The organism is Zhaonella formicivorans, from assembly GCF_004353525.1.
Classification (GTDB): domain Bacteria; phylum Bacillota; class DUOV01; order DUOV01; family Zhaonellaceae; genus Zhaonella; species Zhaonella formicivorans.
Map to the genome: position 1 here is coordinate 721,042 of NZ_CP085524.1, position 22,746 is coordinate 743,787.

26 protein-coding genes and 1 pseudogene are annotated in these 22,746 nt (G+C 44.6%); 26 read left to right on the plus strand and 1 reads right to left on the minus strand.

Annotated features, from left to right (window positions below; translation table 11 throughout):
- Positions 1 to 27: 27 nt before the first annotated feature.
- From aroQ to efp, 3 genes are read left to right on the plus strand one after another with little or no spacing between them, the layout of a single operon-like run.
- Positions 28 to 483: a type II 3-dehydroquinate dehydratase gene (aroQ, locus tag EYS13_RS03470; RefSeq protein ID WP_227767788.1), complete on the plus strand. Its 456-nt coding sequence runs from the start codon at positions 28 to 30 to the stop codon at positions 481 to 483.
- Complete coding sequence (locus tag EYS13_RS03475; protein ID WP_227765965.1) at positions 473 to 1,543, plus strand: M24 family metallopeptidase; 1,071 nt, start codon at positions 473 to 475, stop codon at positions 1,541 to 1,543. The genes aroQ and EYS13_RS03475 overlap by 11 nt, the downstream gene beginning before the upstream one ends.
- 44 nt (positions 1,544 to 1,587) lie before the next feature.
- The gene (gene efp / locus EYS13_RS03480; protein ID WP_227765967.1) at positions 1,588 to 2,145 is read left to right on the plus strand and encodes an elongation factor P; all 558 of its coding nucleotides are present in this window, start codon (positions 1,588 to 1,590) and stop codon (positions 2,143 to 2,145) included.
- 490 nt (positions 2,146 to 2,635) lie between these two features.
- Here the strand turns inward: efp and EYS13_RS16460 are convergent.
- Positions 2,636 to 4,068, minus strand: a pseudogene (locus EYS13_RS16460) (IS6 family transposase).
- Between the two features lie 175 nt (positions 4,069 to 4,243).
- On the opposite strand from EYS13_RS16460, the gene EYS13_RS03495 reads away from it, so the two are divergent.
- The 23 genes from EYS13_RS03495 to EYS13_RS03605 all read left to right on the plus strand — a co-directional run bounded on the left by EYS13_RS03495 (position 4,244) and on the right by EYS13_RS03605 (position 22,567).
- Positions 4,244 to 4,678: a CD1247 N-terminal domain-containing protein gene (locus tag EYS13_RS03495; RefSeq protein ID WP_227765971.1), complete on the plus strand. Its 435-nt coding sequence runs from the start codon at positions 4,244 to 4,246 to the stop codon at positions 4,676 to 4,678.
- Positions 4,679 to 4,826: 148 nt separating this feature from the next.
- A complete protein-coding gene (gene spoIIIAA / locus EYS13_RS03500; protein ID WP_227765974.1) occupies positions 4,827 to 5,894 on the plus strand; it encodes a stage III sporulation protein AA in 1,068 nt (355 codons plus the stop codon).
- Positions 5,888 to 6,406: a stage III sporulation protein SpoIIIAB gene (gene spoIIIAB, locus EYS13_RS03505; protein ID WP_227765977.1), complete on the plus strand. Its 519-nt coding sequence runs from the start codon at positions 5,888 to 5,890 to the stop codon at positions 6,404 to 6,406. The genes spoIIIAA and spoIIIAB overlap by 7 nt, the downstream gene beginning before the upstream one ends.
- A gap of 70 nt (positions 6,407 to 6,476) precedes the next feature.
- On the plus strand, positions 6,477 to 6,686 hold the full coding sequence (gene spoIIIAC / locus EYS13_RS03510; RefSeq protein ID WP_227765978.1) for a stage III sporulation protein AC: 210 nt from the start codon (positions 6,477 to 6,479) through the stop codon (positions 6,684 to 6,686).
- A gap of 60 nt (positions 6,687 to 6,746) precedes the next feature.
- Positions 6,747 to 7,136 (plus strand): stage III sporulation protein AD, encoded by a 390-nt coding sequence (gene spoIIIAD / locus EYS13_RS03515; RefSeq protein ID WP_227765981.1) that lies wholly within the window; start codon positions 6,747 to 6,749, stop codon positions 7,134 to 7,136.
- Between the two features lie 9 nt (positions 7,137 to 7,145).
- Positions 7,146 to 8,309 carry a stage III sporulation protein AE gene (gene spoIIIAE / locus EYS13_RS03520; RefSeq protein ID WP_227765983.1) on the plus strand — a complete coding sequence of 388 codons (1,164 nt, stop codon included), beginning with the start codon at positions 7,146 to 7,148 and terminating at the stop codon, positions 8,307 to 8,309.
- 34 nt (positions 8,310 to 8,343) lie between these two features.
- Positions 8,344 to 8,955, plus strand: coding sequence for a stage III sporulation protein AF (spoIIIAF, locus tag EYS13_RS03525; RefSeq protein ID WP_227765984.1), 612 nt, complete (start codon positions 8,344 to 8,346; stop codon positions 8,953 to 8,955).
- An 18-nt stretch (positions 8,956 to 8,973) separates the two neighbouring features.
- Positions 8,974 to 9,552 (plus strand): hypothetical protein, encoded by a 579-nt coding sequence (locus EYS13_RS03530; RefSeq protein WP_227765987.1) that lies wholly within the window; start codon positions 8,974 to 8,976, stop codon positions 9,550 to 9,552.
- Positions 9,553 to 9,563: 11 nt separating this feature from the next.
- Complete coding sequence (locus tag EYS13_RS03535) at positions 9,564 to 10,154, plus strand: SpoIIIAH-like family protein (RefSeq protein ID WP_227765988.1); 591 nt, start codon at positions 9,564 to 9,566, stop codon at positions 10,152 to 10,154.
- A gap of 179 nt (positions 10,155 to 10,333) precedes the next feature.
- A complete protein-coding gene (gene accB / locus EYS13_RS03540; RefSeq protein WP_227765991.1) occupies positions 10,334 to 12,238 on the plus strand; it encodes an acetyl-CoA carboxylase biotin carboxyl carrier protein in 1,905 nt (634 codons plus the stop codon).
- A gap of 5 nt (positions 12,239 to 12,243) precedes the next feature.
- Positions 12,244 to 13,584, plus strand: a complete 1,341-nt coding sequence (accC, locus tag EYS13_RS03545; protein ID WP_227765993.1) for an acetyl-CoA carboxylase biotin carboxylase subunit — start codon at positions 12,244 to 12,246, stop codon at positions 13,582 to 13,584.
- A 91-nt stretch (positions 13,585 to 13,675) separates the two neighbouring features.
- A complete protein-coding gene (locus EYS13_RS03550; RefSeq protein WP_227765996.1) occupies positions 13,676 to 14,077 on the plus strand; it encodes an Asp23/Gls24 family envelope stress response protein in 402 nt (133 codons plus the stop codon).
- Positions 14,078 to 14,093: 16 nt separating this feature from the next.
- Positions 14,094 to 14,627, plus strand: a complete 534-nt coding sequence (gene amaP / locus EYS13_RS03555; protein WP_227765997.1) for an alkaline shock response membrane anchor protein AmaP — start codon at positions 14,094 to 14,096, stop codon at positions 14,625 to 14,627.
- 15 nt (positions 14,628 to 14,642) lie between these two features.
- Positions 14,643 to 14,861, plus strand: a complete 219-nt coding sequence (locus EYS13_RS03560; protein WP_227765999.1) for a DUF2273 domain-containing protein — start codon at positions 14,643 to 14,645, stop codon at positions 14,859 to 14,861.
- 17 nt (positions 14,862 to 14,878) lie between these two features.
- Positions 14,879 to 15,310, plus strand: coding sequence for a transcription antitermination factor NusB (nusB, locus tag EYS13_RS03565; protein ID WP_227766001.1), 432 nt, complete (start codon positions 14,879 to 14,881; stop codon positions 15,308 to 15,310).
- Positions 15,303 to 16,259: a Kae1-like domain-containing protein gene (locus EYS13_RS03570; RefSeq protein ID WP_227766003.1), complete on the plus strand. Its 957-nt coding sequence runs from the start codon at positions 15,303 to 15,305 to the stop codon at positions 16,257 to 16,259. The genes nusB and EYS13_RS03570 overlap by 8 nt, the downstream gene beginning before the upstream one ends.
- 135 nt (positions 16,260 to 16,394) lie before the next feature.
- The gene (locus tag EYS13_RS03575; RefSeq protein WP_227766004.1) at positions 16,395 to 17,237 is read left to right on the plus strand and encodes a sulfide/dihydroorotate dehydrogenase-like FAD/NAD-binding protein; all 843 of its coding nucleotides are present in this window, start codon (positions 16,395 to 16,397) and stop codon (positions 17,235 to 17,237) included.
- Entirely contained in the window at positions 17,228 to 18,619 is a 1,392-nt protein-coding gene (gltA, locus tag EYS13_RS03580) for an NADPH-dependent glutamate synthase (protein WP_227766006.1), read from the plus strand. Before EYS13_RS03575 ends, gltA begins: the two co-directional genes overlap by 10 nt.
- Before the next feature lie 93 nt (positions 18,620 to 18,712).
- Positions 18,713 to 19,564 (plus strand): bifunctional 5,10-methylenetetrahydrofolate dehydrogenase/5,10-methenyltetrahydrofolate cyclohydrolase, encoded by an 852-nt coding sequence (locus EYS13_RS03585; RefSeq protein WP_227766008.1) that lies wholly within the window; start codon positions 18,713 to 18,715, stop codon positions 19,562 to 19,564.
- A 13-nt stretch (positions 19,565 to 19,577) separates the two neighbouring features.
- Positions 19,578 to 20,210 (plus strand): cyclodeaminase/cyclohydrolase family protein, encoded by a 633-nt coding sequence (locus tag EYS13_RS03590; protein ID WP_227766009.1) that lies wholly within the window; start codon positions 19,578 to 19,580, stop codon positions 20,208 to 20,210.
- Positions 20,210 to 21,439 carry an exodeoxyribonuclease VII large subunit gene (xseA, locus tag EYS13_RS03595; RefSeq protein WP_227766011.1) on the plus strand — a complete coding sequence of 410 codons (1,230 nt, stop codon included), beginning with the start codon at positions 20,210 to 20,212 and terminating at the stop codon, positions 21,437 to 21,439. Before EYS13_RS03590 ends, xseA begins: the two co-directional genes overlap by 1 nt.
- Positions 21,432 to 21,680 carry an exodeoxyribonuclease VII small subunit gene (locus EYS13_RS03600; protein ID WP_227766013.1) on the plus strand — a complete coding sequence of 83 codons (249 nt, stop codon included), beginning with the start codon at positions 21,432 to 21,434 and terminating at the stop codon, positions 21,678 to 21,680. Before xseA ends, EYS13_RS03600 begins: the two co-directional genes overlap by 8 nt.
- Positions 21,677 to 22,567 (plus strand): polyprenyl synthetase family protein, encoded by an 891-nt coding sequence (locus tag EYS13_RS03605; protein WP_227766015.1) that lies wholly within the window; start codon positions 21,677 to 21,679, stop codon positions 22,565 to 22,567. The genes EYS13_RS03600 and EYS13_RS03605 overlap by 4 nt, the downstream gene beginning before the upstream one ends.
- The last annotated feature ends 179 nt before the right edge of the window (positions 22,568 to 22,746 follow it).

Here is a 22,746-nt window from a genome sequence, read left to right on the forward strand (position 1 = left end):
CAGGTGTGTTTAAAAGGGTGATAATTACTGGTGAAATTTCTGATAATTAATGGCCCCAACTTAAATATGCTGGGCAAACGAGAACCGGGGATTTACGGCAGTCAAAGCCTGTCCGAACTGGAAGCTGAGCTTAAAAAATATGGACAGCAGCACCAGGTAGAACTGGATTTTCTTCAGTCGAACCATGAAGGTGTTATTATAGAAGCATTACACCAAGCTGAGGGCAGGTATAACTGTATAATTTTAAACGCAGGAGCTTTTACTCATTACAGTTTTGCCATCAGGGATGCCATCAGCGCGATACGTGTTCCTGTGATCGAAGTCCACTTATCCAACATTTATGCCCGGGAAGAGTTTAGGCATAAGTCGGTGTTAGCGCCGGTGACTGCAGGCCAAATTAGCGGTTTTGGTACGCTAAGCTATATTCTTGCCATTCAAGGAGCTATTGCAATGAGCCGGGGAGGGAATAGCAATGGGGGTTAAGCGGCTTCACAGCCTGCGGCAGAAACTGAGGGAAGTGCGTCTTCCCGCCCTGCTCGTTGCTAGACCGGAAAATCGCAGATATATTAGCGGCTTCACGGGGAGCTCCGGTTTTGCCTTGCTTACCACCGGTAAAAGCTATCTGCTCACTGATTTCAGGTATGTGGAACAGGCAGAGGAGCAGGCTTCCGATTTCCAGGTGGTGGATTATGGTGCGGATTTGGGCGCAGCAATTAAAAATATACTGCAGGAAGAACAAGCTGAAGAGCTGGGTTTTGAAGAAGATTTTCTAACATATAAGCAGTATAAAACCCTTGAAGACAAATTGCAACCGGTGGCATTAAAGCCTGCCGGAGGATTGGTTGAACAATTACGCCTGCAAAAGGATAAAGGGGAATTGGACCTGCTGAGAAAGGCAGCGAAAATAGCAGATGCCGGTTTTCAGCATCTTCTCAAGTTGCTTAAGCCCGGTCTGAAAGAAGTGGAAGTAGCACTGGAACTTGAATATTTTATGCGCCAACAAGGCGCTTCCGGACCAGCTTTCGAAACGATTGTCGCCTCGGGTGTGCGCTCTTCTTTACCCCACGGCGTAGCTTCACAGAAAACCCTGGAAAAAGGTGATTTGGTAGTGTTGGATTTCGGCGCTGTTTATCAAGGGTATCACTCGGATATGACGCGGACGGTAGTGCTAGGCAAAGCCAGTGACGAACAGCGGCGAATATATTCTCTTGTGCTGGAGGCGCAATTAAAGGCCCTGGATATTGTCAAATCAGGCTTAAAGTGCAGTGAGCTGGATGATGCGGCCAGGAGTTATCTGGCTGAACAATGTTTTGACAAGCAGTTTGGGCACAGTTTAGGGCACGGGGTGGGTTTAGCCATCCATGAAGAACCGCGGGTTGCGGCCAATTCGACCGTAGTGTTGGCACCCGGGATGGCCATAACCATTGAACCTGGAATTTATATTCCGGGGTTTGGCGGAGTACGGATTGAGGATTTAGTTGTTGTAACAGAAGCAGGCTGTGAAAGTTTAACCCATTCCAGCAAAGAATTAATAGAGTTGTAATAACAAACTCTAGAGATAAAGCATCAAATGCAGGAGGTATACCCATGATATCCACAAATGATTTTCGTACAGGTCTGACCATTGAACTTGAAGGGGATGTTTACACTGTTGTTGAATTTCAACATGTAAAGCCCGGTAAAGGTTCAGCCTTTGTAAGAACAAAATTAAAGAACCGCCGGACCGGGGCCGTTGTAGAGCGGACATTCCGGGCAGGTGAAAAAGTTCCCAGAGCCCATATTGAGAAGCGGCAAATGCAGTATCTCTACCATGAAGGCGACCAATATACTTTTATGGATACAGAAAACTATGAGCAAATCATTTTAAATAAAGATCAATTGGATGAGGCCATTAAATACCTAAAGGACAATATGACTCTGGATATTATGTTTTATCAGGGTCAGCCCATGGGAGTGGAACTTCCTAACACGGTTATTTTAACTGTAGTGGAAACAGAGCCAGGAGTACGGGGAGATACGGCAACCGGGGCAACTAAACCGGCCACCCTGGAAACAGGAGCCGTAGTACAAGTTCCGCTGTTTGTGAACGTGGGGGATGCCCTGATTATTGATACCCGCTCAGGGCAGTATGTACAGAGGGCATAGCGTACTTGAATCAAGACAGTGGGAGCGACAGGACGTTCTTGGCGAAGTTATCCCGGGCAGCGGACACAAGGGTTAACATTTTCGAGACAGCAAATAAGGTTTCCACTAAGTTGGCTTTTGCCGGCTTTTATTGCCGGTTAAAAGCCAATTTTATTTTCACTAAATGGGCCGAAAATGTTTAGAACACCCTTGGAAAGGGAAATACTACTGCAGTAAATTAAACAAGCAAATCGATAGTGTTAACTAACTTATGAAAAATGCAGTTTAAGGAGTATATGGGACAGACTAAACCCAAAATGTCACCTGAAAAACGAGATAGCCCAGAAGAACAGTAAAACAAAACACCTCCAACCTCTATGAAGAGCATAACAATGCGGATTCAAAGCCTGTCAAGAGGTCATTGCCTTCGAAGAAAGGCATTTGACAGTCTTTGAACCGCATGTTTAAGGGCAGATAAGAGGTTGAAGGATTAAGGGTGCTACCGCCTGTTCTATGGTGTTTGCTGTGACAGGATAAGCTGCTGTGATAATTCAATAAGCTTCTGCCATTTAGCAGGCATGTTTGGGATAGACTCAAGTTCCGGAATAGAGTTTAGTGGCTGCCAGTAAGTATAGGAGTGTGGGCGCAGGAAGTTGTAATAGGCTACAAAAAGTGACACATGGGTATTTGAGCCTTCCCCACTACCATAGCCGTTTGTCACCTGATAGGAGAATTTAAAGGTCCTGTTAAGGCGTTCAATAATTTGCTTAAGCCAGCGATATTCTTCCGAAACAGGATCATCATTGGTGAGTCCGAATACCTGCGTAAGGTTAAAATCCATGTCTTTAAGCATGAACTGCTGCTGTGCAAGCTTGTAGGCAGAGTAGCCATCAGCAACAAACTTTAGGGCTTGAGCGGGGAAATCTTTAAACTTAGCAAAAGCCATACGCATAGCCAGGATACAAGGACCTACATCCCTTGTATCAGATACACAATAGCCCAAGATAGATTTTTTGAGTGCATCCATAATAAACCAGACATAATGCTTGATGCCTCTGACCTTAACGTAGGTTTCATCAGCAGCCAGGTAGTTTGTGGGTTTGTAATCAAAATTATCAACGTAAGGTTTAACCAAAGCGGCAGCAGTTTTGGCATATTTACTGACCATAACATGAGAGATTTTAACGCCGTGGATCTCCCAAAGGGCCCTGGAAGTAGCCCGTGTGGACAGCCCAAGGTTTACAAGATAGGTCAGGCAAAGACCAAGAATGTGAGGAGAAAAGTGACGAAAAGTAAAATTGACTGATCCTTTAGGCATACTGTTTAAATCGACCTTAAAAAGTCGACAGTGAACTCGCGGTAGATGTAGTGTAGCTTAAATTTATGCTTATCTTTCTTGTATTCTTCCAGGTCTTCCGGAGAAAGGTTTTTAAGGGACTGAAGATAAAAAGGACATTTCTTGTTCGTACACTTGTGGATATTAAATTGCTTGCGCTCCTTCTTTTTCTCAAGGATTCTGCCACAATAAGGGCAAGTAAGTGCACCGATTTTAAAGTCCTTCTTATCTTTGTTGAACCTTAGCCCGCAGACTTTGCATAAAAGCTGACCACGGCCTCCTGTATTGTCGTAGAGGTATGTATGAGGGAAGGCCCACCGGTGGCAAACAACATCGGGAGAAACAGGGTTTTTCCCACGGGACTTAACAGGTTTAAGCTCTTTACCATGCTTAGACTTGTAATCGTTAAGCAGCTGCTTGTAGTCAAGTTTTTCAGGCTGTTTAATAATGGGGAGCCTGTCCACAGTAAGCTTACGATACTTCGGGCTGGTGATATCCTGTTTAGGAGTTTTTAAGGGAATATTTTTAACGATAAACAAAAGTAACTGGCGAATTTGTTTAAGTAAAAATTGATTGTATAGTATCAAAAATGGTATAATTGAGTTCAACAATAACACTCTCCTTTTGGTGGATTGTTGTTTTGAACGACTCAATTATACCAAAAACGGGGGTGTTATTGTTTTTTATTGTAAAAAAACTTGAAACCCCCGATATATAAGACTTTAGAATCTATTTTGGTGTAAATTAATTAACACTACGAGCAAATCAGAGGGGGTTAAGGAAATGGAAGATATGCGCGAAAGGGTTGCTTACCTTCAAGGGCTTGTGGCTGGTTTGGGCGTTGATACCTCCAGCAAGGAAGGAAGGATTTTAAACGAGGTTGTTCAAATCCTAGGAGAGGTAACAGATAAGCTGGAAGAATTAAAATCTAACCAATCTGAGTTGGAAAGTTACATGGAAACCATCGATGAAGATTTGTACGATTTGGAAGGCGAAGTATACGAGGGCGCCGGGACAATGGATGAAGATGACTATGTTGAAGTGGAATGTCCTGAATGCCATGACATTGTGTACTTTGATGCCGATGTACTTGATGATGAGGACTTGATCGAAGTAACTTGTCCAAATTGCGAAACTGTTGTTTTTACAAACGATGAGGAAGTAGATCTAACTAGAGATAATGGCTTTCATTTGGCCGCAGAAACAGAGGATATTTAAAAAAGAAGCTGAAAGTGATACATATTTTACAGCGGTGAAAAGTGCATTAAAATGCGCTCTCACCGCTTTTCTTTGTAATTTTATCTCTCCTTTCTTTGCATAAATTTCCCAGCCCGCTAATATCTTAGTAGAGAAAGGGGGGACAACTATGGCTGCTTTTGTTTTTAGTAAGAAAACTGAATTAGCTCTTTCTTCAGCCAAAGCCGAATTAGAAAAGTTGAAGGCCGAAATTGTCCCAATTCTTCCGGCTCATTTACGCCGGATATTGGACAACCTCATGCCCTGGCAAGTGGAGCAAGTAGAAGAAATTCGGCTGCGTGAAGGCAGGCCTTTGCTGCTAAGGCTGGGAAATACGGAAATGCCGCTTAAAGCGGAAGGGATTCCTGCCGAAACCCTAGGCGAAGCCTATCACGTTACAAAAGAAGATTTGCAGCGTGCTTTACAACTTCTAAGCCAATCTTCCATTTATGCCCTGGAAGAAGAAATGCGCAACGGTTACATAACTATACCCGGCGGGCACAGGGTGGGTTTTGTTGGGGAAGCTGTGCTGGAACAAGGCAAAGTCAAAACCCTAAAGAACATTTCCAGTTTAAATATTCGTTTAGCCCGGGAAGTTATAGGATGTGCGGACTCGGTTATGCCCTACCTTTATGATCCCAAATCGGGCAAACCATACCATACACTTATTATTTCGCCGCCGCGCTGTGGCAAAACGACTCTTTTACGAGATATTGTCCGGCAATTCAGTGAAGGAATTGCCGGTGCTTTCCACCTGGCTTTTAATGTGGGATTAGTTGATGAACGATCGGAAATTGCCGGCTGCTATCTGGGTAGGCCGCAAAAAAACGTGGGACCTAGAACCGATGTTTTGGACGGCTGTCCCAAAGCCCAAGGCATGGTTATGCTGGTCAGGTCCATGTCACCCCAAATTGTGGCAACGGATGAAATCGGGCGGCTGGAGGATGTAGCTGCGCTGGAAGAAATGCTTAATGCCGGAGTAGCAGTCATAACAACAGTGCATGGTAACAATTTGAATGATTTGGAGCGTCGACCCATTTTGAAAAATCTCATTACCCAGGATTTTTTTGAGAGATATGTACTGCTGGGCAGGACCTATGGTGTTGGCACAATTGAAGCTGTGCTGGATGCCAGGACAAAAGAGAATCTACTGGCCAAACCCATACCAGGAAACTTAAAGGAGGGTGTTGCTTGTTGAAATTAGCTGGTGCCGCATTGATTGTATTTGCCTGCAGCAGCTTTGGCTTTTATATGGCTAACCGCTTCAAGTTAAGGTCGCTGCAGCTCAGGGCGCTGCGTTCCCTGCTCAACCTCCTGGAAACAGAAATGATTTACACCTCAACGCCTTTGCCTGTTGCCCTTGAAAAAATAGCCAGGCACTCAGTGGAACCGTTGGACATGTTGCTTTTAAAAACCAGGGAAGAGCTATTAAAAGGCGATGGCGTTACTGCCGGTGAAGCTTGGCAAAAAGCGGTTGATGACGTTAAAAAGCTGACCTGCTTGGATGAAGAAGATCTAGGTATTTTGCGAGAATTTGGCGTCGGGTTGGGCGGATCGGAGAAAAGCGAACAAATTAAAAACCTTGAGCTCACTAAAGAACTCTTGAAGCAGCAGGAATGGAAAGCAGAACAGCGCCGCCAGCAAAACGAGAGAATGTGGCGGACCATGGGTTTTTTGGCAGGATTAGCGATTGTGTTAATTATGATTTAAGGTCAGTGGACATACTTCTGATGCGTGTAGTGTGGGTATAGTATGATGCCAAGCAAAAGGAGGTCACAAAATGATTGGTTTAGGGGACATCGGTTTGATATTTCAAATAGCGGCAATCGCAATCATAACCACTATTTTTTATACTTTTCTAAAACAAGCCGGACGGGAAGAGTACGCCTATCTCTCTGTAGTGGCAGCTTTGGCAATTGTATTGATCCAAGTTATTCCTGTAATTATCAGGTTATTCCAAGAAGTTAAAGAAGTTTTTCGGATTTACTAAGGTAAGTTAGTGATACAAAATTTGTTGCTTGTTGCTTTTTAAAGGGAGAGGTTTAAAAAAATGGAGATATTGCAGCTTTTAGGCTTGGGATTGGTGGCAACCGTAATCATTGTTTTTCTCAAACAGTACAATTCGGGTACCAGTGCAATTCTAATCAGTGCCGTGGTCGGGCTCTTTATCTTTATAGCCATGCTTGACCAAATTGGTTATGTGATTCTCGTTATACAAGAGCTGGCCCAAAGGGCAAATGTCAATCAGTTCTACTTAGGCATTATGTTAAAAATCATTGGTATTGCCTACATTGCTGAGTTTGGAGCTCAAGTATGCAAAGACGCCGGTGAGAGTTCGATTGCCGGAAGAATAGAATTTGCGGCAAAAGTGATAGTCATGGTTTTGGCCATGCCAATTATTGCAGCGGTTTTGGAAACTATAATCAGGCTTCTTCCTTGAGGTGAACTGATGTTTAAAAAAGTGCTTTATATTATTCTTCTCCTGATTCTCTGTTGTTTGGGGTATCCCGGGATGGTCCGGGCTGCGGATGAAGAATTAAATCTACCCCAAGCCCAGCTGGATAACCTTGATTTATCAGTTCTTGAAACATATCTTGCCCAGGTTGACCGGGATGTGGGCGAGTATTTGCCAAACATGGACTTAGAAAACCTGGTCGACAATTTCCGCCAGGGAAATTTGCAGCTTAGCCTGGCAGGCTTTTTTTCTGGATTGCTGAAGTTCTTACTGCGGGAGATACTTGCAAATTCAAGTCTGCTGGGCATCTTAATAATTTTGGCAGTTCTGTATGCTGTTCTGGAAAATATCCATGCAGCTTTTTCCACCAGCTCAATAGGCCAAATTACCTTCTGGGTTTGTGGTCTGGCGCTCTTGACAATTGCTTTGGGCAGCTTCACTTTGACCGTAGGTATAGCCAGGGAAACTATAGATAAAATGGTGAACTTCTTCAATTCACTGTTACCGGTATTAGTCACTATGATTGTTTCCATCGGGCATGTCACCAGCGCGGCTTTGCTTAGCCCACTTACAGTGGCATCGACTGCTTTTTTTAGTAATCTAATCAATCAAGTTGTAATTCCTTTGATATTTATTAGTACAGTTTTATACCTCCTTGATCATATCAGTGACAGGTTTAAAGTTTCATATTTAGCCAAGTTGTGTAAGGATGTAGCCCTGGGCATTATCGGCTTATCCTTGACTATATACATTGGTGTTTTAAGCCTTCAGGGGATGGCGGGTGAAGTAACCGATGGGGTAACAATGGAAACTGCCAAATTTGCCACAGGCTCTTTTATCCCAATTGTAGGGAAACTGCTTTCCGATGCATTGGAAGTGGTGGTCGGTACTTCTCTCTTAATCAAAAGTGGTGTATCAATTTTAGGAATACTGCTCATCACGTTAATTTGCGTTTTTCCCATGTTAAAAATTTTATCGGTAGTAATAATTTATCGTACAGCTGCAGCTTTTGTTCAGCCATTTGGAGCTAAACAGATTGCTGAGGCGCTGCACACTATCGCTAATTGTTTGCTTTTGGTATTTGGCGCAGTGGCTTCAACGGGGGTAATGCTTTTTATTGCACTAAGTATTTTAGTTAAGGTAGGGCGCCCTTTTTAGAATGGACCTGTCAACGGTAAAAAGGTGGTGCGGGATGGATCAGGTTAAAGAAATAGCCCGGAATGTAGTTTTAGTAGTTTTTTTGGCGGGTGTTTTGGAGATGCTCTTGCCTCCCAAGTCAGGCATGGGGAAATACATTCAATTGATCATGGGGCTTTTTGTTATTGTGTCTATTTTGACACCGGTTATGTCATTGCTACACCAGGAATTGGCTTTAGATGCGTTGGCAGTTAACGGTAATACTGGGTTATCTGAACAACAGAGTATTTTTCAAAAAGGGCTAGAGATGAAAGCCCAAAATGAAGATTGGGCTAGGAACTCGGCTCTCAATAAGATGAACAAGCAAGTTGCAGCACTCGCCCGCTTAGTACCCGGAGTGGAGGAGGCGCACGCGGAGATACTGGTAGAAGAGGATTTTATACGGACAGGGGAAATAAAGCTGGTTAAAGTATTTACTACTTTAAGGCAACATAGTGATAAGAGCGCCGCAGGCGTTGTAAAACCTGTGAAAGTAGAACTTACCGAGGGTAATGAAGAGTTAACCGTTGTCTATGGGCCTGAAGAGATAAAATCCAGGGTGAAAGAAACCATAATGAACTTCTATGGTCTGCGGGCGGAGCAAATAGAAGTCTTTATAAAACAATGATTAGGGGGGTTAATGAAAATGTCTGCAATAAAGTTTCAAGCCAAGGATGCTAAATTTTTACCGGCTGTACTGGTGGTGCTGGTGCTTGGCATCGCATTGCTAGGTCCTTGGCGCGATCCCGAGCAAATTAGTCAGGCGCCCGATGTTCCAAAACAAGTCACAACTGAAGCAGCTAAGCAAGAACAGGCAAGTTTAATCAGTCTGGAGAGCCACCTGGAAGAACGTTTGGAACGGAGTCTGAGCCAAATCAAGGGTGTGGGGGAGGTTGAAGTCACGGTTCTCTTAGAAACAGGGCCGAAATATGAATACGCAGTTAATGTGTCAACTAATAAGAAAACAGTTGATGAAAAAGATCAGAACGGTGGTACCAGGATCACCACGGAAACGACGGAGGACGGGCAGTTAGTGGTGGTTAGGGCCGCCCAAACAGGGGGAGAAACTCCGGTAATAGCTCGGGAATACAAACCGGAGATTAAAGGAGTGCTGGTTGTGGCAGAAGGAGCAGAGGACCCGAAAGTAAAAGCCAAATTGCTAAGTGCTGTTCAAACTGTTCTCGATTTGGAAATCCATAAAGTGGACATTCAATCCAAAAAATAAGGGGTGAAAGCATGACATTTGTTACGAATAAACGTACCATAGGCGGGATTCTGCTGGTATTAGCCGCTATCTTCGTTTACCTGGGGTATTCGGAGGGACATCAAGGTGTCAAGGAGCAAAGAGCATCCATGCTGCCTGGCGAGGAAGCATACCTGGTTGATTCGGTTACCGTATCCCCCGAGGAGTCTTCACAAATTAATGTCGAGCAAAGTTCAGTCCCAAAATTAGACGACCGGCTGGATGATTTAACGGGAGAGGAATTTTTTGTGGAATATCGTTTGGAACGGGACAGAACCAGGAGCCGCCAGATAGAGCTTCTACAAAGTATTGTTGATAACCCTAATTCAGCTCAAACGCAGCGTCAGGAGGCACAGAAAAAAATCCTGACCATAACTACCACTTTGGAACAGGAAATAAAGTTGGAGAACCTGATTAAGGCAAAAGGATACCAAGAGGCAGTTTTATTTATTCAGCCCACCTCGGTGATTGTAATTGTACAAGCAAGCAATTTCGGACCCAACGATGCAACCAAAATTGCGGATCTCGTTTCGAAGACAACTGGCCATGACATGGAACAAATCACAGTGATCCCAAAGGTCTAGGCTATCCTAGGCCCTTTTTATTTTATAAATTAATTTTTTGTACTACAGAAAATTTAATTATTATGTATACTTGCTGTAAAAATCTTGCTATACCTAGGAATAATTTAATATAATAGACTGGATCATGCGGGTCTTGATGAGCAGTTAGCGTACATAAGACCTTGTTAAAGGGGGAACGAATGATGCACCAAGTAAAGATAACCGACACAACTTTAAGGGATGCCCACCAGAGCCTATGGGCTACCAGAATGCATACAGAAGATATGATCCCCATTGCTGAAAGACTCGATAATGCTGGTTACCATTCGTTGGAGGTTTGGGGTGGGGCAACCTTTGACGTCTGTCTGCGTTATTTAGGAGAAGATCCCTGGGAAAGACTTCGCATTTTAAAACGGTATATCAAAAAAACACCGTTGCAAATGTTGTTAAGAGGTCAATCCATTGTCGGTTATCAACATTACCCTGATGATGTGGTAGATGCATTTATTACCAGGGCAGTCGCCAACGGTATTGACATAATCCGGATTTTTGATGCCTTAAATGACTTGAGGAACATGGAAGTTCCCATCAAAATCGCAAAAAGGGAAGGAGCCCACGTGCAGGGTTCTGTGGTTTATACTATCAGCCCGGTACATACTATGGAGCATTACCTGGATACTGCAATTGAGCTTGAGAATATGGGCGTTGACTCCATCTGTATCAAGGATATGGCGGGGTTACTTGCGCCCTTTAAGGCCTATGAATTGGTAAAGCTTTTCAAGGAAAATTTGCATGTACCTATTCAACTGCACAGTCATTACATTGGGGGTTTGGCGGTAGGCGCATATTTGAAGGCCGCTGAAGCCGGGGTGGACATTATTGACACTGCTTCCGTACCGCTGGCCTTTGGCGCGTCGCAGCCACCGGTAGAAACATTGGTTAGGGCTTTGGCTGAAACTCCTTATGATACAGGACTGGACATTCACGAGTTGTTTGAGATTGCCAAGTATTTTGAGGAACTTAGAAAGCGCTTGGGCTACGAACGGGGCGTAACCCGGATTACTGACATGTGGGTATTCCAGCATCAGGTCCCGGGAGGTATGATTTCCAATTTGGTAAGTCAGTTGAAAGAGCAGAAAGCGGCTCACCGGATCGAAGAAGTATTGGCTGAAATACCCCGGGTCAGGGAAGATTTAGGTTTTCCTCCCCTTGTAACACCTACCAGTCAAATTGTAGGTACGCAAGCGGTGTTAAACGTACTGGTTGGAGAGAGGTACAAGTTAGTTCCCGGAGAGGTTAAGGCCTATGTTCGAGGCCTTTACGGCAGACCGCCGGCCCCGATCAATGAGGAAGTACGTAAGAAAATCATTGGCGATGAGGAGCCCATCAAGTGCCGGCCCGCAGATTTACTGGAGCCGAGAATGGAAAAAGCGCGGGAAGAAATAGCTGCATTGACTGATCATATTGATGATGTAATTTCCTATGCCCTGTTCCCGCAGGTGGCCCAGAAATTCTTTGAAGACAGGAAGAAAGGGATTATTCGGCGGGAACCCCATATTGAAGAAAAGAGAGCAGCCGAAAAGGCGCGGCAGGAAGACATTAAGGATATCGAAAGTAGGAAAGGAGCCAGGAAAATGGATTTGAAAGAAATTAAAGAACTAATCAAAGCCTTGGATTCCTCAGATATAGCGGAATTAGATTTGGAGTCAGACGGGGTGAAATTAAAAATTAAACGGGGAAATGTGACAGCGCCAACCGAGAACGGATTTTCCAATGTGACAGTTTCCAATTCGACGCCCGAAGTTAAACAGGAGCCTGCGGAAAAGAAGGAGGCGGTGCAAGGACCAGCAGTGGTCGGAGGGAAACTTTATGCGGTCAAAGCTCCCATGGTAGGTACTTTTTACCGTTCGCCTGCGCCCGATGCTCCGCCTTTTGTAGAAGTAGGTGACAGAGTAAAGGGCGGTCAAACATTATGTATTATCGAAGCTATGAAGTTGATGAATGAAATCGAAGCGGAAGTAAGCGGGAAGATCGTCAAAATCCTGGTGGAAAACGCCCAACCGGTTGAATACGGGCAAGAATTGTTTTTGATCGAAGAGGAGTAGGCGTGATGTTTAAAAAAGTGCTAGTTGCAAATCGAGGAGAAATTGCGCTGCGAGTCATCAGGGCTTGCCAGGAAATGGACATAAAAACAGTAGCCATATACTCCGAAGCTGATAAAAACAGTGCCCATGTCCAATTGGCTGATGAAGCAATTTGTATTGGTCCTGCGCAGTCTAACCGCAGTTACCTGAATATACCAAGCGTGATTAGCGCTGCCCAAGTAACCGGTGCAGACGCTATTCACCCTGGCTACGGCTTTCTTGCGGAAAACGCTAATTTCGCGGAAATGTGTGCTACTTCCAATATCACTTTTATTGGTCCACCTCCAATGGCTATGGAAACCATGGGTTCCAAGGCTAAAGCACGGGAAACCATGATTAAAGCCGGGGTTCCGGTAGTACCTGGTTCAGAAGGAATAGTTACCAGTGAAGATGAAGCCTTGCAAATAGCCGCTCAAATTGGCTATCCGGTGATGGTGAAGGCGTCTGCGGGCGGTGGTGGCAGGGGGATGAGAACAGCCCAGGACGAGGCCGGTCTTAAACAAGCCCTGCAGATGGCCCAAAGAGAAGCAGAGGCAGCTTTTGGCGACTCACAAGTTTATCTAGAAAAATTCATCGAAGAGCCAAGACATATAGAAATTCAAATACTGGCTGATCGCTATGGCAATACAGTCTACTTGGGAGAAAGGGATTGCTCTGTGCAGCGGCGCCACCAAAAAATCTTGGAGGAGGCCCCTTCCCTGGCTGTAACACCGGAGCTAAGGCGGAAAATGGGGGAAGTGGCGGTACGGGCCGCTCAGGCTGTAAAATACCACAGTGCCGGTACCATTGAGTTCCTGCTGGACAAATACGGCAACTTTTACTTTATGGAAATGAATACCCGGATTCAGGTAGAACATCCTGTTACGGAAATGATTACCGGTATTGATTTGGTTAAGGAACAGATTCGCATTGCTTTTGGTGAAGAACTGGGCTATCGTCAGCAGGATATCAAATTTAACGGTTGGGCCATGGAATGCAGAATTAATGCTGAAGATCCCGACCACGATTTTAGGCCTTCTCCCGGTACAATCAGCGCTTTACATATTCCCGGCGGCTTTGGAGTAAGGGTGGACAGTGCAGTCTACCAGGGATATCAAATACCACCTTATTATGATTCCATGATTGGTAAGCTTATTGTATGGGCACCGGACCGGGAACAAGCCATTAAAAAAATGCGCCGTGCCTTGAAAGAATTTAAAATAGAAGGCGTCAAGACAACAATACCTTTTCATTTAAAAGTGCTGGATAACCCTTACTTCCAAAAAGGGGAGGTTTTCACTAATTTCATCCAGACCAGGATGTTCTAAGCCAACGTTGTTTAAAAAAACAGCTTTTGGTATAATATACTAGGTAGTTTACTTTTAAACTACCCTTATTTTTTTGTGGGGAGGAGATGCAATGGAAAGCATCAGTTTGGGAAATAACAGCAGTGTGGGGATCGGTTCAATACGGATTGCCGACGAAGTAGTAGCCGTTATTGCCGGTATAGCAGCCACAGAAATCGAAGGTGTCGCCGGCATGAGCGGAGGCATAGCCGGTGGAATTGCTGAAATGCTGGGCAGGAAAAATTTGTCCAAGGGGGTAAAAGTAGAGGTCGGAGAAAAAGAGGCGGCAATCGATTTATATATTGTGGTGGAATTTGGTGTAAGAATACCTGACGTAGCTTTAAAAATTCAGGAAAATGTGAAAAGGGCTGTGGAAAGCATGACCGGTTTATCGGTTGTAGAAACTAATGTGCATGTTCAAGGTGTAGTGTTCCCTACGCAAGAAGTGGGGGAAGAAGAAACACGGGTAAAATAAGATAGGGGTCAATTTTATGAAAATCTATGAGCGGGCGCTAATTGCCATATATTCACTGCTTCTCATTGCTGTATCCGTTTTTATCATAGTGTTAACTTTAAACCTGAATTTGCTCAATGCTTTAATTAGCTTTGTTGCGCCAACGGCCAACAGGCTGCTAATCGGTTTCGTGTCAGCCTTATTTGCCGTTTTTGGTCTGAAAACCCTTTTTGACCTTTTCCGCAAATCACCGCATACCCATGCTTTAATTCAAACTACTGATCTGGGTGCGGTTAATATAACTATACCGGCGCTGGAACATTTGGTGACTAAAGCGGCTAAGCAAATAAAAGGGGTTAAAGAGATTAAACCGAAGGTTAAAGCTGTACCTGACGGCATTGCAATTTACCTTCAGGTCGGCATCAGTCCCGAAAGTAACATCCCAATTGTCAGCCAAGAGCTGCAAGATACTGTAAAGGGTTATCTTGAGCAAGTTGCCGGAATCAGGGTACTCGAAGCTAAAGTACTTGTTGATTATATTAGTCAAGATGCCAAGCCCAGAGTGGATTGAGGCGAGGTGAAGGAAATGGAATGGGAAAGGGTATTAGAGGAGATACTTAAAAATCATCGGGGAAAATTGTTTGGTATTGTGTTGGGCCTGTGCTTTGGGTTGCTGGCTGCATTGTTTGGCTTTTGGAAAGCTGTTTTTATAGCTTTTTGTATAGTAATAGGCTACATAGTTGGAAAAAGAATTGATGAAAATAAGAATTTTAAAAGCCTCCTGGAAAAACTCTTTGAAGATTAAAATTTGAGGTGACTTTTTTGAGCAGACGACTGGCCAGGGAGAAAGCATTGCAAATCATTTTTCAAATTGACGTAGGCAAGATTCAGCCCGAATTTGCTATCAATAATATTTTGGAGGAAGCAGAGTTATCTGCTCCTGATGCAGAGTTTACAAAAACGTTGGTTAAAGGAGTACTGGCTAATTTAGATACTCTGGACCGGCAGATCGAGAAATTTTCCATTGACTGGGAAATAAAGCGGATGGCTAATGTGGACCGGAATCTTTTGCGCCTGGCTATCTACGAAATGCTTTTTCTTGCGGAAGAGATACCTAGAAATGTTTCCATTAATGAAGCTGTTGAATTGGCCAAAATTTTCAGTAGTCCAGAAGCCGGGAAATTTGTAAACGGCATCTTGGATCAGGTCAAAAAACAGTTGGAAACCTCTAAGCCAGGTGAAGCCCATGTGTAAATTTCTCGGCATAGATACCAGCTGCTATACCACATCGTTAGCAGTAGTTGATGCAGGAGGGAAGTTAATTACGGAACACCGCCAGTTGTTGAAGGTCCCTTTAGGTGCTAAAGGACTGCAACAATCCTCGGCGGTGTTTCAACATGTCCAAAATCTCCCCCTTTTGCTGGAAAAGGTAGCGGGGGAAGTGAATTTTGCCCAGTTGAGCGGGGTTGTGACAAGTAGCCGGCCCCGGCCTGTAGAAGGTTCATATATGCCGGTTTTTACGGTTGGCTCAGGTTTCGGAAGGGCAATAGCGGCTAGTTTAAAAATTCCTTTCCTTATCACTTCCCATCAGGAAGGCCACCTTATGGCCGGTTTATGGTCGGCCAAGGCCAATATACCGCCCCGGTTTTTAGCAGTCCATTTATCCGGAGGTACTTCCGAACTGCTTTTAGTGGAAATGGCAAAAAAGGGGGGAGTGGTGTTCAAGGCAGAATTATTGGGAGGAACTACCGACCTGCATGCAGGACAACTGGTGGACCGAGTAGGGGTGGCTTTGGGTTTGCCTTTCCCTGCAGGACCTCATTTGCAAAATTTGGCAATGGGGGCCCAAGGGAAACTGTCTATTCCCGCGGCAGTCCGGAAATACTGTTTCAGTTTTTCAGGAGCGGAGACCAGGGCGAAAGACTACATTAACAGGGGTGAAGAACCAGCCGAAATCGCCCGGGCAGTAGAAAAATGTATCGCTAAAACCTTGGAAAAAGTGTTAAGGTTAGCCGTTGACCAGTATTCCTGCCATGATATACTGCTAGTCGGCGGTGTAGCCTGCAACAGCTTTTTAAGGGCAAGATTAAAAGAACGACTGGAACATAGGGCAGTAGGCGCTCGCCTCCACTTTGCGGAAAGCAGGTATAGTTCAGATAATGCTGTGGGAACGGCATTATTGGGGCCCCTCTTAGCAACATAATTTAATTATTCAGTAAAAAATTAAATTTCACCACATTTTGTTATTATTTGTGGCAGGAATAGTCATTGAAATAATCGAATATTTAATGATATGTGTTTGTTACAGCAGTACTATTCTTAAGGAGGGAATCGGGACGTGAACCGAATAGTAACTAAAAAAGTGTTGGCTCCAACTATTAAATTAATGGAGATTGATGCCCCCAAAGTTGCAGCCAAAGCTAAAGCCGGGCAGTTTATTATTTTAAGGGTTGACAGTGAAGGTGAACGTATACCTTTGACTATCGCTGATTATGATAAGTCCAAAGGGACAATTACTATCATTTTTCAGGAAGTAGGCTACTCTACTCAAAAACTCGGTCTTTTGGAAGAAGGGCAGGCGATACCTGATTTTGTTGGTCCTTTGGGACAACCCTCTGAAATTGAAAACTACGGAAGAGTTATCTGTGTCGGAGGGGGTGTCGGGGTGGCGCCTGTTTACCCTATTGCTAAGGCCTTAAAGGAGGCAGGCAATGAAGTTATTTCCATTATAGGCGCCAGAACCAAGGAGCTTTTAATCTGGGAAGAAGAGATGCGCAAGGTAAGTTCTGAACTTTTAATTGCTACCGACGATGGTTCGTACGGTCATAAGGGTTTTGTTACTGATCTGCTAAAACAGGTTATCGAGGAAAGAGGCAATATTGCCAAGGTTTGGGGTATAGGCCCTGTGGTAATGATGCGGGCAGTGGCTGAAACCACCAGGCCCTACAATATTTCTACCATAGTGAGCATGAACCCGATTATGGTAGATGGTACCGGAATGTGTGGCGCTTGCCGTGTAAGCGTAGGTGAAGAGACTAAATTTGCCTGTGTTGATGGGCCCGAATTTGACGGACATCTTGTTGACTGGAATTTAGCCCTTCGCAGGCTTGCCATGTTTAAAGATGAAGAAAAACGCGCCTTAGCTAGGCAAAATTGTGGAGGTGGATGCGGATGCCATTAAACTTAGACAGGACGCCCATGCCTGCCCAGGAGGCAAGTGAACGGATTAAAAATTTTAAAGAGGTTGCCTTGGGTTTCGATGCCGATATGGCAGTTAAAGAGGCTGAACGCTGTATCCAATGCAAAAAGCCCGGTTGTGTACAGGGTTGCCCTGTTAATGTGGATATCCCTGATTTTATCAAATTGATTACGCAAAAGGATTTTATAGGGGCGGCCCAAAAGATTAAAGAGAAAAACAACCTGCCTGCTATCTGCGGAAGGGTATGCCCTCAGGAAAACCAGTGCGAAAAACTTTGTGTTTTAGCCAAAAAAGGTGCCCCTGTGGGTATTGGTCGGTTAGAAAGGTTTGCGGCAGATTTTCAGTTGAACGAAAAGGTTGAAGTGCCGGAGATACCTCCCAGCTCAGGGTTTAAAGTGGCCGTCATTGGTGCGGGTCCGGCAGGGCTCACTTGCGCAGCCGACCTGGCCAAGATGGGGCATAAGGTTACTGTTTTTGAGGCGCTCCACGTCCCGGGCGGTGTATTGATGTATGGAATACCCGAATTCCGTCTCCCTAAAAAGATCGTAGAGGCGGAAATTGACTATATTAAAAAACTAGGTGTAGATATCCAGGTAAACTCTGTGGTGGGCAAAATGAATACCGTTGATGAATTGTTGGAAGAAGGCTATGATGCGGTATTTATCGGTACCGGTGCCGGCCTGCCTTATTTTATGAATATTCCCGGTGAAAACTTTAACGGCGTTTATTCGGCCAACGAATTTCTAACCAGGACAAATTTGATGAAAGCTTACGATTTTCCTAATTCTCCGACTCCAATAAAGGTTGGAAAGAAAGTTGCAGTGATCGGCGCGGGTAATGTGGCTATGGACGCTGCAAGAACAGCTTTACGTTTAGGCGCCGAAGAATCCTATATTGTTTACCGCAGATCCAAAGAAGAGATTCCCGCCAGACATGAAGAACTGGAGCATGCCTTGGAGGAAGGTGTACAGCTCAAGCTTTTGACCAGCCCGGTAGAAATTCACGGCAATGAAGAAGGTTGGGTCACGGGAATGACCTGTATTCGCTATGAGCTGGGAGAGCCTGATGCCAGCGGCCGTCGGAAACCTGTGCCGGTAGAAGGGTCAGAATATTTCATGGAAGTTGATACCGTGGTTATGGCTATCGGGCAAGGGCCAAATCCCTTGGTCTTAAATACTACTCCGGGGTTGGAGTTGAACAAGAAAGGAAATATTGTCGCTGACGAAAAAGGACAAACCTCTAAACCGGGCGTTTTTGCCGGAGGCGATATTGTAACCGGTGCCGCCACTGTAATTTTGGCTATGGGCGCCGGGAAAAAGGCAGCCCAGGCTATTGATGAATACCTTAAAACGTTAAAGAAATAAAAAAACTTTATTTCAAATAAAAATAGCAGGAAAATCCTAATTGGGTTGGAAATTATTCCAATGAAGAAAATTCTGCAAAGGAGTCAGGTGAATATGGCGAATCTAATTGATGGTAAAGCGATTGCTGCCCAAATTAAAGAAGAAATTAAAACTGAAGTGGCAGGGTTACGGGCTGAAGGAATTGTTCCCAAAATGGCTGTTGTTCTGGTGGGTGATGATCCTGCTTCGGTGGTTTATGCCAAGTCCAAGCAAAAGGTAGCTAACGGGGTGGGTATTGATTTTGAACTGTTTGAAATGCCGGCCTCAACTCCCGAAGAAGAGGTACTGGCTTTGATCGAACGTTTGAACAACGATGCTAACATCCATGGTATTATGGTTGAACTTCCTCTGCCAAAACACATTTCCAAAGAAAGGGTTATGGAAGCTGTAGCTCCTAATAAGGATATTGACGGAGTACACCCGATTAACAGAGGGTACATTTTAAGCAATGGTCCTGGTCTGTTCCCGGCAACCCCGCAAAGCTGCGTGGAAATTATGCTCCGCAGCGGTATTGAAATTGCAGGGAAACATGCAGTTATTGTAGGCCGCGGTGAAACTGTAGGTAAGCCATTGGTGTTTTTACTGCTTAAACACAACCCTACTATTACGGTATGCCATTCCAAAACACCGGATTTAGGGCAATATACCAGACAGGCCGATATAGTTATTGCTGCTGTCGGTAAAGCTAAAATGATTACCGGGGATATGATCAAGCCTGGTGCTGTTGTGGTTGATGCCGGGATCAACGAAGTTGACGGCGGAATCTGCGGTGATGTTGATTTTGAAAGCGCAAAAGAAGTTGCAGGTGCTATCACTCCTGTACCAGGCGGGGTTGGCTCACTGACAACTGTGCTGATTTTGAAGAACGTCTTAAAAGGGCTCAAGATTCAGTTAGGAAGGGAATAAAGGGGGAAAAGGCGTGAGCGAGATTTTTGATTGGTCTTTGAGAAAAGTTCTGGAGGTTTCTGCTTCCGATTCACCTACGCCAGGTGGCGGCAGTGTTTCTGCTATGGTAGGTTCCTTGGGAACTGCCATGGTAGCCATGGTGGGGAACTTAACTGTAGGTAAAGAAAAATATAAGGATGTTGAGCCGAAGGTACAGGAGATCTTGACCAAAGCTAAAGACATCATGACCAAGTTGGAAGAGCTTGTAGATAAAGACATTGCAGAATTTGGCAATTTCATGGACGTGCTGAAAATGCCAAAGGATACAGAAGAACAAAAAGCCAAAAGAGCTGAGCTGATGCAAAAAGCTTTAGTCGGTGCTACCGACACTCCATTGGAGATTGCCAGAGTTTGCCTCGAAGCCTTGAAAATTGCGGAAGAATTATCGACCATCGGCAATAAAGGTGCAATCAGCGATGTGGGTGTAGGCGCCTATGTAGCGGAAGCGGCGTTGAACAGTGTGCTTTTAAGTGTTGATATCAACATTCCCAGCATTAAAGATCAAGAATACGTTGCAAAAGCACTTGCTGAAAAAAATCGACTGATTGTCGAAGCAAAAGCGCTGCGGGAAAAAGCGGTCAGCCAGGTACAGGATAGGATGAAGTAATGCCAAACTCTGGTTTTGCCCGTTGTTTAACAGTAAGTGAGTTAAGTTCATATTTAAAAGACATACTGGAAAAGGATAAATTGCTGAGTAACTTGTGGGTGAAAGGAGAAATATCAAACCTTAAGGCTGCTTCTTCCAGGCACATCTACTTCACTTTAAAGGATGAACATGCATGCGTAAAAAGCGTAATTTTTCGCTCGGTGGCAGAGAAAATGCTTTTTCGTTTGGCAAACGGAATGAAAGTAATGGTCAGAGGCTATTTGTCAGTCTATCACAAAGACGGGCAGTACCAGCTTTATGTTCAGGAAGTTCATAATGTAGGGTTAGGCGATCTCCATTTAGCATTTGAGCAGTTAAAGGCTAAACTGGAGGAAGAGGGTTTATTTGCTGTCAACCTGAAACAAGCAATACCGGTTTTGCCTGGCAAAATCGGTATTGTTACTTCATTAACTGGTGCGGTTATCCACGATATCATTACCATTACCCGCCGCAGGTTTCCGGGGTTGGCGCTCGTCATAGCTCCTGCTGCCGTACAAGGTGCTGAGGCTCCCAAGGAAATAGCAGCGGCTATTGAAAGGCTGAATAAATATACTGATGTGGATGTAATAATTGTGGCCAGAGGCGGAGGTTCTTTGGAAGAATTATGGGCTTTTAACACTGAAATTGTGGCAAAGGCCATCTTCGCTTCCAAGATACCGGTCATTTCAGCGGTCGGCCACGAAACAGATTTTACCATTGCCGATTTGGTAGCGGACAGAAGGGCCCCTACTCCTTCTGCCGCTGCCGAAATTGCTGTCCCGGATTTAAGGGAGCTGCAAGCAAAGTTGAAAAAATTGCGGGCTGAGCTGGAAAAAGGTGTATCGAAACTACTAAACGAGTATCACCTGAAACTGGCATATCTGTCCAAAACCAGGGTTCTCACTGATCCCTGGGCAATTCTTTCCCAATACAGGCAGTTAGTTGACTATGCCGAACGAAATTTGTTTTTTGCAGTGCAAAATCTAAAAAAAGAAAAAAAAGCAGAAATCGCACAAATTGCTGGCAAACTGGATGCCTTAAGTCCCCTGGCTATTTTGCAACGGGGTTACGCAGTATGCAGAAAACCCGGAGGACAGCTTATAACCGATGTTGGGCAAGTAGCTCAAGGGGAACAGGTTGAAGTTATTTTACAGAATGGAAGTCTGCAATGTATGGTTGCAGACACTGTAAGGAGCGGTTGTGATGAGTGAACTGGCTAAAGAGCTGACATTTGAAAATGCCATGGCTAATTTGGAAACTATAATCCGGGAACTGGAAACAGGAGCTGTGACCCTGGAAGAGACTTTGGCAAAATTTGAGGAAGGTATAAGGCTTTTAAACTTTTGCCAGCAAAAATTAACTAAGGCGGAGGAACGCATTGCGGTTTTAATGGAGACGGGCAGCGGGCATGTACGGTTGGAACCATGGCAGCCTGAAGGAGAAAAGGAATGAACATATCTGCATATTTCCAAGAAAGGCGAACTATAGTAGATAACGCGTTATGCAGTATGTTGCCGGCCAGCGATCAATATCCGCATGTTATCCATCAGGCAATGTATCACAGCCTGTTTGCAGGGGGAAAAAGGTTACGGCCTATTTTGGCTTTGGCTGCTTATGAAGCGATTGAATGCAGCTACCGGAAAATACTACCCACTGCTTGCGCATTAGAATGTATTCATACCTATTCTTTAATCCATGATGACTTACCGGCTATGGATGATGATGATTTTAGGCGCGGTGTTCCTACCTGCCATAAAGTTTATGGTGAAGCGATTGCTATTTTAGCGGGAGATGCCCTTCTCACCCATGCCTTCTATTTGCTGGCCGAGAATGCCAAAATTGAGGGCATAAGCGTAGAACGGGTGGTAAAAGTCATTGCAGAGATTGCCAATGCTTGTGGGACTAACGGCTTAATCGGGGGACAAGTTGTAGATTTGACATCGGAAGCTAAACAGGTAGACGCTGATACATTGCGCTACATTCATCAAAAAAAGACAGGCGCTTTAATTACTGCGTCGGTCCGGGCCGGAGCAATTTTGGCAGGAGCGAGTGTTCGGCAATTAGAAGCAATGACAGGTTACGGCGACTGCTTGGGTTTGGCATTTCAAATAACTGATGATATACTAGATATCGAGGGAAGCATTGAAGCGCTTGGTAAAACTCCTGGTAGCGATGCTAAAAAACATAAAGCTACTTACCCGGCGCTATTCGGCATGCAGGAAGCGAAAAAACAAGCTGAAATTGCGGTCCAGAAGGCAAAGAACTGTATAGAAGTGCTAGGAGAACGAGGCGAGGTTTTGAGCTCCATAGCCGATTTCGTATTATACCGCAATAGTTGAATTTGGTTGTTGCATTTCGTTAAGTATTGTAGTATAATTCGTTACTGTTTGTTGAACTATTTTCGGGTGGTGCAGTATTCTAGTCAGAACGACCAATTTTGAAGGCGGGCCTAAAAATCCGTCAAGGGCACAGCGATGAAGTTCCTGGTAGTGGCTTTCGACGCCCAGTCGGGGGTTGC

Excerpts from the sequence above, each read along its gene's own strand:
- EYS13_RS03475 (WP_227765965.1), top strand. The coding sequence starts at position 473 with ATGGGGGTTAAGCGGCTTCACAGCCTGCGGCAGAAACTGAGGGAAGTG.
- efp (WP_227765967.1), top strand. The coding sequence starts at position 1,588 with ATGATATCCACAAATGATTTTCGTACAGGTCTGACCATTGAACTTGAA.
- EYS13_RS03495 (WP_227765971.1), top strand. The coding sequence starts at position 4,244 with ATGGAAGATATGCGCGAAAGGGTTGCTTACCTTCAAGGGCTTGTGGCT.
- spoIIIAA (WP_227765974.1), top strand. The coding sequence starts at position 4,827 with ATGGCTGCTTTTGTTTTTAGTAAGAAAACTGAATTAGCTCTTTCTTCA.
- spoIIIAC (WP_227765978.1), top strand. The coding sequence starts at position 6,477 with ATGATTGGTTTAGGGGACATCGGTTTGATATTTCAAATAGCGGCAATC.
- spoIIIAD (WP_227765981.1), top strand. The coding sequence starts at position 6,747 with ATGGAGATATTGCAGCTTTTAGGCTTGGGATTGGTGGCAACCGTAATC.
- spoIIIAE (WP_227765983.1), top strand. The coding sequence starts at position 7,146 with ATGTTTAAAAAAGTGCTTTATATTATTCTTCTCCTGATTCTCTGTTGT.
- spoIIIAF (WP_227765984.1), top strand. The coding sequence starts at position 8,344 with ATGGATCAGGTTAAAGAAATAGCCCGGAATGTAGTTTTAGTAGTTTTT.
- EYS13_RS03530 (WP_227765987.1), top strand. The coding sequence starts at position 8,974 with ATGTCTGCAATAAAGTTTCAAGCCAAGGATGCTAAATTTTTACCGGCT.
- EYS13_RS03535 (WP_227765988.1), top strand. The coding sequence starts at position 9,564 with ATGACATTTGTTACGAATAAACGTACCATAGGCGGGATTCTGCTGGTA.
- accB (WP_227765991.1), top strand. The coding sequence starts at position 10,334 with ATGATGCACCAAGTAAAGATAACCGACACAACTTTAAGGGATGCCCAC.
- accC (WP_227765993.1), top strand. The coding sequence starts at position 12,244 with ATGTTTAAAAAAGTGCTAGTTGCAAATCGAGGAGAAATTGCGCTGCGA.
- EYS13_RS03550 (WP_227765996.1), top strand. The coding sequence starts at position 13,676 with ATGGAAAGCATCAGTTTGGGAAATAACAGCAGTGTGGGGATCGGTTCA.
- amaP (WP_227765997.1), top strand. The coding sequence starts at position 14,094 with ATGAAAATCTATGAGCGGGCGCTAATTGCCATATATTCACTGCTTCTC.
- EYS13_RS03560 (WP_227765999.1), top strand. The coding sequence starts at position 14,643 with ATGGAATGGGAAAGGGTATTAGAGGAGATACTTAAAAATCATCGGGGA.
- EYS13_RS03570 (WP_227766003.1), top strand. The coding sequence starts at position 15,303 with ATGTGTAAATTTCTCGGCATAGATACCAGCTGCTATACCACATCGTTA.
- gltA (WP_227766006.1), top strand. The coding sequence starts at position 17,228 with ATGCCATTAAACTTAGACAGGACGCCCATGCCTGCCCAGGAGGCAAGT.
- EYS13_RS03585 (WP_227766008.1), top strand. The coding sequence starts at position 18,713 with ATGGCGAATCTAATTGATGGTAAAGCGATTGCTGCCCAAATTAAAGAA.
- xseA (WP_227766011.1), top strand. The coding sequence starts at position 20,210 with ATGCCAAACTCTGGTTTTGCCCGTTGTTTAACAGTAAGTGAGTTAAGT.
- EYS13_RS03600 (WP_227766013.1), top strand. The coding sequence starts at position 21,432 with ATGAGTGAACTGGCTAAAGAGCTGACATTTGAAAATGCCATGGCTAAT.
- EYS13_RS03605 (WP_227766015.1), top strand. The coding sequence starts at position 21,677 with ATGAACATATCTGCATATTTCCAAGAAAGGCGAACTATAGTAGATAAC.